The organism is Moorena sp. SIO3A2 (assembly GCF_010672265.1).
Classification (GTDB): Bacteria; Cyanobacteriota; Cyanobacteriia; order Cyanobacteriales; family Coleofasciculaceae; genus Moorena; species Moorena producens.
The window spans coordinates 487,160-501,662 of the sequence record NZ_JAAHHC010000001.1; the positions used below are offsets into that span (position 1 = coordinate 487,160).

A 14,503-nucleotide genomic window follows, 5' to 3' on the forward strand; every position below is an offset into this window, starting at 1 on the left:
CCTCAAGTAGCGTGAGCTTTTAGCTCACCGCTGACCGCTGACCGCTGACCGCTGAATGCTTAAAGTGTTACTTGATAATTAACAATTATCATAGGACTCTTTTGACGGGTGTTTGTTGCTATGGACGTTTCTGATTCCCAATCTGATTCCCACATCATTACCTACAGCCCTGCCTACACTTTGGTTCCGACTTACGAATGCTTTAATCGCTGTAGCTACTGCAATTTTCGGGCGGAAGCGGGGAGCAGTCCTTGGTTGAGTGTGGAGGATGCGGAAAATCAGTTAAGGTTGCTTCAGTGTCAGGGTGTTTGTGAAATTCTGATTCTTAGTGGTGAGGTTCATCCTAGGTCTTCACGGCGCAAGGCTTGGTTTCAACTAATTTATGATTTGTGTGACCTGGCTTTGTCTCTGGGATTTTTGCCCCATACTAATGTTGGACCGTTGAGTTGGGAGGAGATGGCGCGACTCAAGCAGGTGAATGTGTCTATGGGGTTGATGTTGGAACAATTAACACCGGAGTTGCTCAAAACCGTTCACTGCTATGCTCCCAGTAAGATACCAGAGGTGCGACTACAACAGTTGCAATGGGCGGGAGAATTGGGGATTCCCTTTACGACCGGTTTGTTGTTTGGCATTGGTGAAACTGAGCAGGATTGGTGGGAAAGTTTAAATGCGATCGCACAAATTCATGGTGAGTATGGTCATATCCAAGAGGTCATCCTGCAACCTTACAGTGAGGGCACTACAGAAATCTTTCATAGTCAGTCTTTCGGTCTTAATCACCTGGTAAAAGTGATTCGGAAGGCGCGTCAGATTTTGCCCTTGGATATTACTATCCAAATTCCTCCCAATTTAGTTGATACTGTTGGGAACTTGCCTCAACGGTCTTCTGCTCTATTAGCGTGTTTGGAGGCTGGCGCACGGGATTTAGGAGGAATTAGTCCCAAGGATGAGGTGAATCCCGATTATCCTCATCCCCATAGTTATCGATTGCGCGAAGTGATTGAACCAGCTGGATGGAAGTTAGTAGCGCGTTTGCCAGTTTATCCTAAGTATGACAGTTGGTTACCTGCGAGATTGCAACGGGTGGTTGAGAGATGGCGAATTGGTGATAGGTAATTGGTTATGGGTAATTGGTAGAGGTGTTGAACAGCACTGGAACCAAGATTCCGATAATTTCGTCTCGTCAGAGGTGAAACGATTGACCGACAAGCCTGATGTCAAACAGGAAGTGTGCTCAACAAGTACGTAGCAACTATGTTATCCGACTTCTCTGGCCAAAATCTCCAAGGTCGCTCCTTTAAGGGTCAAAACCTTACAGGAGCAAACTTTAACCACGCTGACCTTCGAGGTGTAGACTTCACCAATGCTCTTTTGAAAGGAGCGACCTTTAGCCATGCTAGGAGTGGATTACAGTATTACTGGGTAATTATTTTACTGGGATTTTCATTACTTCTCTCAGAGGATATCTCCCAAGTTTTTTTATACTGAATTTTGCCCCCCTAGCCCCCCAACTTTGGGGGGAACAAGAGTCAATTTGCTTCTAAAAGTCCCCCAAAATTGGGGGACCAACGGGGGCTTGGATGTAACAAATGAAACTTCTCAGACAACCTCTCAGTATTATCAAGTCACATTTTCTGTCGAACTGGTCATATTTCCCTGAAATTTCTGGAATCAGAATCCCCTATTCTTCAGAGTTGTAGGGTGGGCAAAAACATTTTGGTTATGGGTGAGTATTCTAGATAATATCAATTTGCCCACCCTACTGACTTGTAGGTTGTAGGGTGGGCAAAAATATTTTGGTTATGGGTGAGTATTCTAGATAATATCAATTTGCCCACCCTACTTTAATTGGGATTTTTTTTGACATTAGGTGGGCAAAAATATTTTGGTTATGGGTGAGTATTCTAGATAATATCAATTTGCCCACCCTACTGACTTGTAGGTTGTAGGGTGGGCAAAAAAAAACATTTTGGTTATGGGTGAGTATTCTAGATAATATCAATTTGCCCACCCTACTGACTTGTAGGTTGTAGGGTGGGCAAAAAAAAACATTTTGGTTATGGGTGAGTATTCTAGATAATATCAATTTGCCCACCCTACTTTAATTGGGATTTTTTTTACACTTTTGGTGGTGCGTTACGGGGCGGACTATCCCAACTTTGACGGTGCGTTACGGGACGGGCTATCCCAACACTGGCTACGAGGCAGAAAATGAGGGCAAGCCCGTCCCTAACGCACCCTACGAGGATAAAAATAAGGGCAAGTCCGCCCCTAACGCACCCTACGCACTAAAAACCCGTCGCCAACCTTCATAATAGCATAACCACTATAATACGATTTCCCTATAAAAGTACCAAAGATGGGCATTCCAATTAGTATCGAAATCGTTGGGTAATCGCTCCTGAAGACTAGAAGATTGTAGGTGAAGTAGCTCCGGTTTGTTGAGGGGAGTTGGGATTACAGTCCAATCTTTTCTGTTATTGAACTGGCTATAGAGTTTCTCAGTATATGGTAGCACCGCAGCATTATACTTGTTACTACTTACTACCTCTGTGACTGCATCAAGCTGCCCTAGGACAGAAATAACAATACGATCCAATCGTGGCGCACCTTTTACATACTTGGGAAAAGCATTCAGTACAATTTCTTGGCCTGAGTCAAATCTCTCAACCTGGAAAGGTCCACTGCCAATGGGCTTCAGCTGAAAACTTTTTTGATTGTAAGCGTGGCGCGGTACTATACCGATAGTCATCACAGAGGCAATGTAGCGTGGTAGTGGAGACTCAGCAATGTCGATGGGGCGGGGGCGTGGTTGGTCAACGATTTCGATAGACTCAATCTGATCAATGCTCTCGATAGACTGAATCTGCTCCCGGTCAATGGGCGTAATGGTATCATCTTTGTCAATATCAACTTGATCAGAATTATCGTCTTTGCGTTCCTCTTCTTTGAGAAAAGGCCACAGTACTTCAAAGCTGATTATCCGATCATTAACGACATTGATATCTCTGATTATGTTTATCACCCGCTTATTTGGGCTTGAGTTAAGTTTTTTATATACCTGATAGGTAAACTCTACATCAGCTACAGTAAGCTGTTTTCCGTCATGGAAACTCACTTCTTCAGAAAGCTGGAAATAAATTATTCGAGTATTATTTTCCTTATTTTCAATCCACCACCAACGAGTAGCAATATCGGTTACGAAAGCTCCTGTTTTTGGATCAAGACGACCCAAACCACGGAAGACTAGGCTCAACACATCCCCTGGACCGTAGTTCATATTCGCTGAAGGGTAGTTAATATTGAGTAGTGGGTCAAGGGTATTGATATCACGAAAATCAGCAATGGTTAGTTGGTTTAGACCTTTAACCTCAATCTCTCTGGTAAAGGTGCTGTTAGCTCGGTTTAGGTCTAAATTTTTCTGGTGTGGATCAGCAGTGAAGCGGATGGTGTGGGAACCAGGGTCGAGTCTGAGCTGGCGACGGATACTGCTGTCTTGCGATCGCTGATTGGGCTGCAACGGACCGTGGGATTGGATTGGCTGCGGCTTGTTATCCACTGTCCACTGTACCTCGAAGGTATCAGAAGAACTATTCCCTTGATTGATTAGATCCGCTTCAATGGTAATCAGGTCTCCTGCTAATGGTTGATCTGGTGTGATAGTAATATTTCGCACTCGTAAATCAACGGTGATTGCTTCCCAAGACAGCAGATTGGTGCTTTGACCATCGATAACTACAAACAAGACACCAGAGCCTGTTACTTCGGGCATGGTAACAATTAAACGGGACTTGCTCCACTCAAGAATCTGTACTGCTTGACCTTGGAAGAAAACTGCGGCATTAGGGTCGCGATCGCCAAAATTACCTCCCTCAATCACAACCTGGCTTCCGGGTAGTCCTTTTGCTGGTTTCACCTCACTCAAGAACGGTAGCTGTCGCCATATCCGAATCCGTGAATCAGCAATTCCAGTTTTGCGGCTGAGTTCAGCTACCATTGCCGCTGTTTGGCTGTAGCCTTCAAGGTCATTAACTGAGTAAATCCCAATGCCATTTAATTGTTTGATCTCAGCCTCGGTAATACCAGGTAGAGTAGCCAGGGGCCTAGTGCTGATCGGTTGATCAAGTTGCTTACGCACTCCTTGTAACTGGCTTTCTAGGACTTGGGCAAAATCCAGTTTGATAACAGTAGCGCTATTTTCCCCAGGGTCTGTAGTCCGAAATAAGATTTTACCGTCAGAGGTACGGCGCAGCTTAACTTCTATATCGAGTTGAAGCTGTTTAATCGCCATAGACTTGCCACGGGCATAAGATTTCAAAGAAAGAGTATCTTCAGCACGGTCAATTTCAGCAGCGATCGCATCAACCATCTCCGCTAGCTGCCATTCCGTGTTTTCCTCTGTATTGCTGTTTGTATTGTTTTTTGTATTACCTTTTGTATTGCCGTTGCTGGCTGTTAATGATTCCTCATTAGTCATAGTAGTTTACTAGCAAAAGTGTTTAACTTCGGAATAGTAGTCTTATCGTGATTTTTCAGGAGCGATAGTCATGCGGATGCGACCTAGTTTACCGACAGGGGGAGTTTCTATAGTTGAAGGTAAACTAATCATTACTCGTGATTTTGTTTTCTCTTGACTTAAAAATTGCCCATCGGTTTTTAGGTATAAATGGGCTGGAATATCAAAATAAACATCTGTAACCTCTAAATTCGTTTCTGTAGTGCTGTCAGAATTTGTCTGGTCGAGGGTGTCAGATACTTCTTCAAGGATCAGGGCAATCAAGTTGCCTAGTGTGATGTCAGCCATAGGTATAGCGCTACGCGCAAGTCAGAAGTTAGAAGTCAGAAGTTAGAAGTAAGTTATGACTAAGTTTCGGAGTTTAGGAGCGATGCAGAGGTGCGACCCGTGGCGAATTTAATTCTTAATGCGGAAAGCGCACCTAAGCGGTTTTGGGGGTTCCCCCCATGAGCGACTGCATCAAGACAATGTCAAACACCTTAGAGGTTGTCTGAGAAGTCTCATTTGCTACATTCAAGCCCCCTAAATCCCCCAATTTTGGGGGACTTTTACCAACAAATGGATTCTTGTTCCCCCCAGAATTGGGGGGCTAGGGGGGCAAAATTCAGTATCAAAAAACTTTTCAGATATCCTCTTAATGCGTAGTGCTCTAATGATAGATAGGGGATGATTGAAGTTACTTAATAAGGAAGCAGGGAGCAGGGAGTAGGGAACAAATCTCCCCAAACTCCTCTCTCTTTTCCTATTCCCTAGGCGCTAACCTATCGCAACAATCATCCCGCTGTAATACTTAAGTGATTAGGTAATCAATTTATCCGTTTTATTCTACTATTGGGAAGGTCTCGGTGCGGAAGCGAATTTTAACCTGACCAATGATTTCAGTACTCATGGTGACGTTATCAAATGAACTTTCATTAGTTGCTTTGACTTTTAGTTTGTTGAAGTTTGCTCCAACAGAAGCACGACCCCATCCCCACCTAGCACTGGCTCGGATAGAAGCGCCAGCTTGTAAACGGTCGTACTCGCTTTTTCGTCTAGTTTCTGTTTCGGTAGCAGTAACGTTAAAGGTAAGTTTAGAAAGGATTTCACCATCGGTGATCACAATCCGTGCCATACCCTGCCGTGCCATCTCCCGGAGATGATCAATCAAGCTCTGTGCCAGTGACTCAGAGAGTTTGCGACGAATTACTTGGACTTGAGGAACTGTGAAAGAATTCTTCTGCTCTGGTGTGATAGTGAGTTTAAGGGGTTGTTCCAGGTTGACCGTTTCTGCTTCTAATGCTCTTGCTACCTCCTTTAATTTAGTAACACCAGCCTTGCCAGGATTGCCGGTGTTTTGGTCTGTAGGTGTGTTTGGAAATATATAGTTCGCCCGTACAAGAGTGCCGCCATTTCCATCCGGGTAGTTTTCATTAAGGTGTGCCTTAATCTCCGCATCAGAGACGTTCTCAGCCTCAAACTGCTTGAGGGTTTTGGCTAGGTTAGCAACCAGCTCAGCATAGGCTTCGATCTGTCTGATTGTCGCAGCGATAATAGCATCGAAAGTACCGTTAATTAAGCCAGCAGTAAACTCCACAAAGCCTAGGTCTTGTACTTGCTTGGCGGCATTAATACCGGTATTAACAGCATCACCGATAGCCATGCCTCCAACCATGGATATCTGAGATTGCTGCTGATTCAGTTTTTCCTCAACCAATTCCTGGAGTGTGTTACCGAGGATATCAGCAATACCATCGCGCACTAGTTGCCGCTCTTGCTGGTCCCTAATCCGTGCTAGCGCTGAATCAACAATCTCGGTGACGATGCGGTTAACACCTTCTTCTATTAGTGCTTCAGTAGACGGATTTTTATCCGTGGACTGAATTTCTGGGTTTGGCATCTCACCTAACTGTGGCGGGATTGGATTTTGTGAAGTCATGGCATGATGTCCTTAATATTAAATGGGATAAATCGGGGTAATTTATCTAGCCCTTGGATTAGTAATTTAACATTATGCATTCCCTTGATCACAACTTTCAAATGAGTATATCACACTGAATTGGATCAATAAAGGTACCTCCTAGCAATTATCCTAGCTATGAGGTACAAAATTTCGGGATTTTAGGGAACAGCGGATCTGGGAACAGGGAATAGGAATGCGCTGCATCAAAACAGGGAATCAACGTCAAAGAATACTGTACCTCATAACGGCGATAAACGCTAGATATACTCCTTAATTTACGAAGGAATAACGTTTTTGTAACAAAATAACAGCTTAAAGATTATTTTTCCACCCTGAAAAAGCGTTGTTTATAGCAACATATCATTATCATGCGTAGCTTAATTATGGTATAATTAAGCTATCCTATAACCCCACTTTTTTTTGAAAAAAAATCTAAAATTCACCCATACGTTGTGAATGTAGAGGCTGATGTAGAGGCTGATGCTTTCAATCATTAATCCTTAATTTCAGCAGCAAAAAATATTAGCATACACCCTAATCAATGGGGCTATTATGGTTTTTAAATGAAATGTAAACAAAAGATGATGGAGCAATAAAAATTCGGATCAAAGACCAGCTAAGACTAGGAAAGATATTCGAGGATTTTTTGATGTAGGCTAAATGAGCCTAAGTTTTTATGACCTATTCATAAAAGCTATATTATTACTGAAGTCTGGATCGTGCCTACTGCTCAACACCTGTGAAATCATTACATCGAACTGAGGCGCGATCAAATCCGTAGCCCAAGGTTATCTTAAAGGAAGATAGGGACAAACACTCTTAACCTCATGGCATCTATTCCTAATCCAACTCTGGCAGCTGGTCTAGCAGCTCTCAAACAGGGCAATTACCAGGATGCGATCGCACACTTAGAAGGTGTCTGTGAGATGGAGTTGGATGACTCCATTGTGACGGAAGCCTCTCAATCCCTAGTCGAGGCTTATCCTAAGCATGGTCAGCCAGAAAAAGCGATCGCACTTTGCCAACACCTGAGGGAACACCCTGACCCCCAGATACAGGAATGGGCAGCTAAAACTGAGGCTGAGTTAATTACCAAGTATCCGGTTGCTGCTAAATCCCCTACTGATGCCACAGGGTTTACCCCCCTAGAGGATCAGGCTTCTAGCCCACTGAAACTGAGCCGTAAACCAAACCAGACTGCTTCATCTTCTTCCCTATTACCAGTTCCCTACTCTCCCCCGGATATTCCCACCCTCTACACTCCTCGTCCTCGATGGCGCAACTGTGGACGAGCACAGCATTGGCATCCCCTGAAATCTGCCAAGATGGAACGGTTGTGGTTAGTCGCAATCACGGTTGCGATCGCATTTTTCTGGCTACTGCGGGTTCTAGTGGAATTCGCCATGGAAACCATCAATTCCATCTTGGTAGAGTTACCCTGGTTCCAACCCTTCCAATTGTTATACCGTGACCCAACCGTAGCCCTAGAAATTACCTTAGCCATCCTATTTATCCTATCGCCCTGGTTAATGGATGGATTGCTAAAGCAGTTTCATGGTCTTGAAGCCCTATCCTTGACCCAACTAGCTTCCCGCCATCCAGAATCCGCTAAAGTTATACAAAAGGTTTGCCGCAAACGTCGTCTGCCCTTACCGAGCTTAAAAGTCTTACCCACAGACGCCACCGTAGCCCTGACCTATGGTAACTTACCTCGCACTGCTCGGATTGTAGTTAGTCAGGGATTATTAGACCAGCTCAAAGATGATGAAATTGCCAACATCTACGCCGGTCAGCTAGGACATATTATCAATCGGGATTTCATCTTGATGTCCCTAGGGGTACTAATTATTCAAATCCCTTACACTATCTATTGGCAAATCCCTCAGTGGGCAGAGAAGCTAAAGGAATTACTGCTAGTTAAATTACCTGGTGCTAGGGGATGGTTAAGCGCAATCCTTTTAGGAATTACTGGTACTGTTGCTTCCCTCAGTTACAGCATTTATTGGGTATTGAGCTTACCCCTGCTATGGTTATCTAGAGCTAGGGTTTACTATAGCGATCGCATCGCCATCTCAACCACAGGTAATCCCAATGGCTTGACCCGCGCCTTACTAAAAATTGCCCTAGGGATAAGCGAAGACATCCAAATTTCCGGCCAAACCAGTGGGCTATTAGAAAGCTTTGATGTCTTACTCCCCGTCGGTTATCAGCAAGCCATGGTTATCGGCAGTTTTTCCCCCACCACCCCCTTTGAAGACATCTTGAAATGGGACTGTACTAATCCCTACCGCTACTGGTTAATCATCAACTCTGCCCATCCCCTACTCGGAGAACGTTTACATTTACCTAAGCGCTACGCCCACTTTCTCAAGCTTCATGCCGAACTAGATTTACCAGCTTTAATTCCTGCCAGTCGCAATCGAGCTGAATTTTTCTCTAAACTCAGCAACAGTTACAAAGCCTTACCCCTGCTACAAAGTACCCTAATTTTTGGCGTAATTATGGGCGCAGCATTAAGAGGGATACTTTGGATGATTGGTAAACTGTCTGACATGTTCGACATTTGGCAGTTAATTTGGCTACATAACGCCAATTCCTTTATCGATGCTTGTATCTTAATTGCCTTTAGTATCAGTGTCTTTCTCTGGATTAATAATTACTTTCCCGACCTCAAACCTACCAATATCGGTACTGACCCCGACTTAGGAGATTATTTCGCCACTAACGCTACTCTACCTCCCGATAGTCGTCCTGTTCTCTTAAGCGGAAAACTATTAGGACGTTCGGGATTACGCAATTGGCTCGGACAAGATTTAATATTACAAACCTCGACAGGTTTAGTCAGACTAAACTACTGTTCCTATCTCGGACCACTAGGTAATATCCTACCTCAACCCACCCGTGTTAGTAATTTAGTTAACCAGACCGTAATCGTCACCGGTTGGTTTCGCCGGGGTGTTAATCCCTGGATTGATATTGAAACCATCAGTATCGAAGGAGATAAACCAATTCGCAGCTACTATCCCATTTGGATTACCATCCTCGCCACAGTAGCAGCCCTATCCGGCGCTTATCTGATTTCCCAAGTGGGAGCCTGAAATTACTAGGGAATTGGGAATCGGAACCCACCCCTAACCCCTCCCAGGAGGGGAACGGGAATCGGGAATCGGGAATCGGGAATCGGAATAGTAGATGTAGGGTGGGCAGTGTATCAGACTCGATTAATCACTGCGAGGATAGTTGCTATACACTGCCCACCATAGTTGCGTAGGGTGCGTTAGGGGGGCTCGCCGTCATTTTCAACCTCGTAGCCAGCCTTGGGAAAGTCCCCCCCGTAACGCACCACTGGGTTAAACACTGCCCACCATCGGAATAGTAGAGCAGCCCAGCATCGGAATAGTTGATGTAGGGTGGGCAGTGTATCAGACTCGATTAATCACTGCGAGGATAGTTGCTATACACTGCCCACCATAGTTGCGTAAGGTGCTGGGTTAAACACTGCCCATCATCGGAATAGTAGAGCAGCCCACCATCGGATGGGGTTGATGTAGGGAGTGAACAGACCGGATCAATTACTGGGATGATAGTTTCTAGACACTGCCCACCATCGGATGGGGTTGATATAGATGTAGGGTCGGCAGGGTCGCAGAACGGATCAATCACTGGGATGATAGTTGCTAGACCATGTTTCTAGTTCATGTATTCACAACCAAAATCCAAACACTATAGTATGAAAAAACTGTCTATAATTTTACCATTAGCCATCCTAGCTTTTGGATGTGTAGTTGTTAACAGTCAAGAAACCTCCTCACCCAATAGTTACACTCAATCGGTTACAAGTGACGTTTTAGGCAGTGGTTATCCGACTCAAGAAAAAAAGGAAATTCTGGAACTTATTCGCCATACCATCAAACCCAGAACAAAACTGCCTACTCATACTCATACCGGCATGCAAATTGCACTAGTAGAGGCTGGCACGTTAACGTTTACTGTTGTGAAAGGAGAGGCTAAAGTAAGGAAAGCTAATGGCAAAGAATTAATTCTGCAAGCAGGGCAAACTACACAACTAACGGTTGGAGATTCTCTAGTTGAATCGAGCGGAATGGTTCACTATGGTGAAAACAAAACAAACAAACCAGTTATTCTTCTGTCCGCTTCCCTATTTGATGTTGAGCAACCAAAAACTATTTTAATTGAACCGGAAAAGTGAAGAATAAAATGTAAGCGGTAAGCGGTAAGCGGTCAGCGGTCAGCCGTCAGTTTCTAGGGTGCATTTCAATGGATGCAAAAACACTCTTCGGTCATAGAAAGCTAATATCATTTTATGACAATTACCCTTAATAAAAATCTCCCCCATCTCCCGATCTCCCCGCGCCCGCGCCCCACACTTCCCACACTCCCCACACTCCCGATTCCCGACTCCCGAAAAAAACATTAAGAAATGTTGCGTTATTCCTAAATATTCGTTACATTTGTTTACATAACTGATTACCCAAGGATCACTACGTCCTTGAAACCTTGACCTCACAGCCAAGGATAAAGGCACACTGTAAGCGTATTGGCCCTAGGTTTTCTCCTCCCAACACAGCAAGTATCACCAGCCCCTCTCAATGGCTGGTTTTTTTATATAGCAGTTCTCAATTGAGTCTCTATTCCCGATTCCCGATTCCCGACTCCCGATTCCCGACTCCCGATTCCCGATTCCCGATTCCCGAGTCCCTCACAACTTTGTTACAAATATTTTCAAAATCTGTTATAATGTAAGATTATTTATGTTATAATAAAATTGCCCCAGACGTTAAACGAAACGTTAAACGGGAAGAGCCAGCCTGAAGATATTCCAGGCTGAAGGCTGGCTCTAGGACCCCTTATAACAGGAGATACATTAAATTATGTCCTATGCTGAACGCCTACATCCATGGGTGGTGGTGCGCTTATTACCACAGATGCAACGAGTGATTGTTGCTCGGTTCCGCAAACGTTCGGATGCGGAGGGTCATATGCAGGCTCTGAAACGGCTAATGCCCGATGCTCAATTTGTGATTATATTTGATATTGGCGAGCCGATCACTGAAGAAGACTCTTAGGATTATCGGGAGTCGGGAGTCGGGAGTAGGGAGTCGGGAATCGGGAGTCAGATCAGCGTTCCCTCTTGCCTTTTGCCTCTTGCCTCTTGCCTCTTGCCTCTTGCCTCTTGCCAAAGAGATTATTCACAAATAAATTACCATAACAATATATCCAGAGTAAAAACAAGACACTACCACCATGCCGCGACTGAATCTGATCGTTTCTGATCAAGCTTCTGGAAATCAACAGGCTGCACCTATCGAAAGCCCTGATCACCTCGATGGGAATGGGAAAACAAACCAGCTCCAATCTCAGCAGTTAGACCCCATGACCGGGGTGACATCAAACCCAATTGAGCTGGATTTGGAAGCAGTAAATCAGCAACTGACTGACACTAGCGCTACCAAAATCGTAGAATGGGCAGCTGAAACCTTTGGTGATGGCTTAGTGATGAGTAGCAGCTTTGGGATCCAGTCAGCGGTCATGCTGCACTTGGTCACTAGTGTCGTTCCAGATATACCGGTAATTTGGATAGATACGGGCTACCTACCGGTGAAAACCTATCGATTTGCCGAGGAGTTGATCGAACGACTCAACTTGAATGTTAAAGTATACCAGTCTGCCATGAGTCCAGCACGGATGGAAGCCTTGTATGACAGACTCTGGGAAAAGCAGGATGTAGAATCCCTCAACCGCTACGACCAGATCCGCAAGGTGGAACCGATGCAGCGCGCTTTGCGGGAACTAAACGCAACGGGATGGTTAGCAGGATTGCGCAAGCAACAGACTGACCACCGCAAGAGTATGGGCTGGGTTAACAAGCAGGGGGAGCAGTATAAGATTTTGCCAATTCTTAACTGGCACTCTAGGGATATCTATAAGTATCTCACCGCTCATGACTTACCCTATCATCCCATGTTTGATGAGGGTTATACAACCGTCGGTGATTGGCATTCCAGCCGACCTTTATCCTTTGATGATCAGGATGAACGGGATACCCGTTTTCATGGCCTTAAGCAAGAGTGTGGTATACACTTGCCTGAAACTCCTGGTGAAGCTGCAAGTCTTGATTCTAGCTCTCTGTAATAGGGAACAGGGAGTAGGGAGTAGGGAATTGGAATGCGTACGCGGGCATCTTGGTAGAACTGGCATCTTGCCAGTTTGCTACTATCACAGATGTGTAAGCTTACTATTCCGATAGTGCCTCTAGAAATAATGAGTAGAACTGGCATCTTGCCAGTTTGCTACTACTATCACAGATGCCTACGCTTACTGTTCCGATAGTGGCTCTACAAATAATTGGTAGAACTGGCATCTTGCCAGTTTGCTACAGTAGTCTACAAATAATGTGATTGGCCTACGGCCACGCTACGCGATCGCATACTAGTTTAATAGTGCCTCTACAATCATGCGATCGCATACTGCTTCAATTTTGTAACTATTTTTTTGACAAATTGCACACAACCTTAACTTGTTACCAATACACTTCACCCAGTAATCAACTGGTAACTATTAATCTGTATAAGCTTACTAAATCAACTTCTTGATATAAAGCCAGTGAACTGTAGCGAGAAGTAGCCTGTTCAGTTTCTGGAAGATATAAACTTAGACCACATAATTCCTTTGAATTGGTATTGCTAGGAGGACGGCCACCAAAAAATTCTCCTCCTGTTTTGTAGGAGGTAATAACTGATGAACGCAGAAAATCAGCAAATTCAGTAAACTCATTTTGTCTTTGACTGCTGCTCCTGAACAGATGACCAAGTAAAACAAGTGCATCACAATGCTGTTCACCAAAATAGTGATAGGTTGGGAGTTCTGAGTCTCTAATTGCTGGCAAACGGCTGTTGAGAATCGGCTGAAGTAACCGTGAGAGTTTATCTGGAATACCCTCAACGGCTTGGTTGTCTACCAGTGTCAGGGTGTGATACATATCAGCCCTCTCAGAATCCATGATAGCTATGGCTGCTTCACGTCCACCAACCGATGGCTTTTTAAGGTGATTGAGAAAGCTCTCGTAATAGTAATTCGGGGCACCAAGAGTCAGCTGAGAGGCAAGGGTATATCGAGCACAATTCCTGACTTCGTATACAACTTCCAGCGTAGCTTTGTTGCAATTCTGAAAGAAAAGTAGCTCAACTCGTCCATTAGTAGCTTGGTTAAATTTACTAACCGCATTGGCAAACTGGTCAACTCTCATCCAAGTCCGGGTTTGACCAGTTGTCTTGTGATCATCAGGACTAATTTCGTTAATTTTTCCACCGTGACCAACAACAATAACCGCCCAAGACTCTGCTTCAAAGGTTTGATTTGCCCAATCAAGATACGCTGAAAAAGCTGATACGTCACTACTGTTTTCCCCTGCTACATCAATCTCATTGGTAATCCCATTAACAAGCTGACGACGACGCATTTTTGGCTCGCCCCAGTAGTCTGATTGAACGACTACAGCAATTTCAGAGTTTTTCGTACCACGGGTTAACATTTCAACGATTGGCTCACCAAAACGTACAAGGTCGTTATCGTATGGCATCCAATACAAGACCACCCATTGATGACGTGATTTAGTTTGGAAAGACTGGGAACCCACGGCAGAAGAAGAATTCCTACTTACGACTCCAGCAAAGCAAGCTGAACTTAACGCAACATAACGACAGAACTTTCTTCGTTTCATGATCACGACAGAAATGTAAATTCAAGCTTTGTAGCTATATTGATAATAACTTAACCTTAATACCAACAGATAATATTTCGGCTACCGCCATCAGCGAGAGCTTAAGCAACACAATTAATTACTATACTTAGTATACAAAAAAATTTTAGATATTAACCATTTGTAACAAGTTTAAATAAAGTAATATTTTTCAATAGGTCTTTGAGTATAAATAATCAATTTATATTATAATAATAATCGTGCCCTTTAACATAGTATTTAACTTTAAACCGTAAGCTATCAGCTATAAGCTATCAGCTTA

The 14,503-nt window shown here is 44.1% G+C and carries 14 protein-coding genes; 9 read left to right on the plus strand and 5 right to left on the minus strand.

Annotation, left to right across the window (positions count from 1 at the left end):
• Positions 1 to 120 precede the first annotated feature (120 nt).
• The 3 genes from cofG to F6K64_RS02075 all read left to right on the plus strand — a co-directional run bounded on the left by cofG (position 121) and on the right by F6K64_RS02075 (position 2,318).
• Entirely contained in the window at positions 121 to 1,119 is a 999-nt protein-coding gene (gene cofG / locus F6K64_RS02065) for a 7,8-didemethyl-8-hydroxy-5-deazariboflavin synthase subunit CofG (protein ID WP_008185535.1), read from the plus strand.
• Between the two features lie 114 nt (positions 1,120 to 1,233).
• On the plus strand, positions 1,234 to 1,491 hold the full coding sequence (locus tag F6K64_RS02070) for a pentapeptide repeat-containing protein (protein ID WP_287264735.1): 258 nt from the start codon (positions 1,234 to 1,236) through the stop codon (positions 1,489 to 1,491).
• A gap of 677 nt (positions 1,492 to 2,168) precedes the next feature.
• A complete protein-coding gene (locus tag F6K64_RS02075) occupies positions 2,169 to 2,318 on the plus strand; it encodes a hypothetical protein (RefSeq protein WP_154659825.1) in 150 nt (49 codons plus the stop codon).
• An 11-nt stretch (positions 2,319 to 2,329) separates the two neighbouring features.
• On the opposite strand, the gene F6K64_RS02080 is transcribed toward F6K64_RS02075, so the two are convergent.
• From F6K64_RS02080 to F6K64_RS02090, 3 genes are all read right to left on the minus strand, one after another.
• Positions 2,330 to 4,480, minus strand: a complete 2,151-nt coding sequence (locus tag F6K64_RS02080; RefSeq protein ID WP_008185531.1) for an ABC transporter substrate-binding protein — start codon at positions 4,478 to 4,480, stop codon at positions 2,330 to 2,332.
• A gap of 42 nt (positions 4,481 to 4,522) precedes the next feature.
• Entirely contained in the window at positions 4,523 to 4,807 is a 285-nt protein-coding gene (locus F6K64_RS02085; RefSeq protein WP_008185529.1) for a hypothetical protein, read from the minus strand.
• A 532-nt stretch (positions 4,808 to 5,339) separates the two neighbouring features.
• The gene (locus F6K64_RS02090; RefSeq protein ID WP_008185528.1) at positions 5,340 to 6,437 is read right to left on the minus strand and encodes a hypothetical protein; all 1,098 of its coding nucleotides are present in this window, start codon (positions 6,435 to 6,437) and stop codon (positions 5,340 to 5,342) included.
• Between the two features lie 851 nt (positions 6,438 to 7,288).
• On the opposite strand from F6K64_RS02090, the gene F6K64_RS02095 reads away from it, so the two are divergent.
• From F6K64_RS02095 to F6K64_RS02120, 6 genes are all read left to right on the plus strand, one after another.
• The gene (locus tag F6K64_RS02095) at positions 7,289 to 9,559 is read left to right on the plus strand and encodes a zinc metalloprotease HtpX (protein WP_008185526.1); all 2,271 of its coding nucleotides are present in this window, start codon (positions 7,289 to 7,291) and stop codon (positions 9,557 to 9,559) included.
• A gap of 632 nt (positions 9,560 to 10,191) precedes the next feature.
• Entirely contained in the window at positions 10,192 to 10,671 is a 480-nt protein-coding gene (locus tag F6K64_RS02100; RefSeq protein WP_131827237.1) for a cupin domain-containing protein, read from the plus strand.
• 308 nt (positions 10,672 to 10,979) lie between these two features.
• Positions 10,980 to 11,225 (plus strand): hypothetical protein, encoded by a 246-nt coding sequence (locus F6K64_RS02105; protein WP_287252167.1) that lies wholly within the window; start codon positions 10,980 to 10,982, stop codon positions 11,223 to 11,225.
• Between the two features lie 128 nt (positions 11,226 to 11,353).
• Complete coding sequence (locus F6K64_RS02110; RefSeq protein ID WP_008185522.1) at positions 11,354 to 11,548, plus strand: hypothetical protein; 195 nt, start codon at positions 11,354 to 11,356, stop codon at positions 11,546 to 11,548.
• A complete protein-coding gene (locus F6K64_RS02115) occupies positions 11,517 to 11,681 on the plus strand; it encodes a hypothetical protein (protein WP_154659824.1) in 165 nt (54 codons plus the stop codon). The genes F6K64_RS02110 and F6K64_RS02115 overlap by 32 nt, the downstream gene beginning before the upstream one ends.
• A 174-nt stretch (positions 11,682 to 11,855) precedes the next feature.
• On the plus strand, positions 11,856 to 12,614 hold the full coding sequence (locus F6K64_RS02120) for a phosphoadenylyl-sulfate reductase (protein WP_131827442.1): 759 nt from the start codon (positions 11,856 to 11,858) through the stop codon (positions 12,612 to 12,614).
• Positions 12,615 to 12,717: 103 nt separating this feature from the next.
• On the opposite strand, the gene F6K64_RS02125 is transcribed toward F6K64_RS02120, so the two are convergent.
• Both F6K64_RS02125 and F6K64_RS02130 read right to left on the minus strand, forming a co-directional pair.
• Positions 12,718 to 12,843, minus strand: a complete 126-nt coding sequence (locus F6K64_RS02125) for a hypothetical protein (RefSeq protein ID WP_267872047.1) — start codon at positions 12,841 to 12,843, stop codon at positions 12,718 to 12,720.
• Between the two features lie 183 nt (positions 12,844 to 13,026).
• Positions 13,027 to 14,202: a clostripain-related cysteine peptidase gene (locus F6K64_RS02130; RefSeq protein ID WP_044493524.1), complete on the minus strand. Its 1,176-nt coding sequence runs from the start codon at positions 14,200 to 14,202 to the stop codon at positions 13,027 to 13,029.
• Positions 14,203 to 14,503 lie beyond the last annotated feature (301 nt).

Bases quoted from the DNA above. Each gene is read 5' to 3' on its own strand.
- F6K64_RS02080 (WP_008185531.1), bottom strand. From the start codon at position 4,480: ATGACTAATGAGGAATCATTAACAGCCAGCAACGGCAATACAAAAGGT.
- F6K64_RS02110 (WP_008185522.1), top strand. From the start codon at position 11,354: ATGTCCTATGCTGAACGCCTACATCCATGGGTGGTGGTGCGCTTATTA.
- F6K64_RS02125 (WP_267872047.1), bottom strand. From the start codon at position 12,843: ATGCCAGTTCTACCAATTATTTGTAGAGCCACTATCGGAACAGTAAGC.
- F6K64_RS02120 (WP_131827442.1), top strand. From the start codon at position 11,856: ATGACCGGGGTGACATCAAACCCAATTGAGCTGGATTTGGAAGCAGTA.
- F6K64_RS02100 (WP_131827237.1), top strand. From the start codon at position 10,192: ATGAAAAAACTGTCTATAATTTTACCATTAGCCATCCTAGCTTTTGGA.
- F6K64_RS02090 (WP_008185528.1), bottom strand. From the start codon at position 6,437: ATGACTTCACAAAATCCAATCCCGCCACAGTTAGGTGAGATGCCAAAC.
- F6K64_RS02130 (WP_044493524.1), bottom strand. From the start codon at position 14,202: ATGAAACGAAGAAAGTTCTGTCGTTATGTTGCGTTAAGTTCAGCTTGC.
- F6K64_RS02085 (WP_008185529.1), bottom strand. From the start codon at position 4,807: ATGGCTGACATCACACTAGGCAACTTGATTGCCCTGATCCTTGAAGAA.
- cofG (WP_008185535.1), top strand. From the start codon at position 121: ATGGACGTTTCTGATTCCCAATCTGATTCCCACATCATTACCTACAGC.
- F6K64_RS02095 (WP_008185526.1), top strand. From the start codon at position 7,289: ATGGCATCTATTCCTAATCCAACTCTGGCAGCTGGTCTAGCAGCTCTC.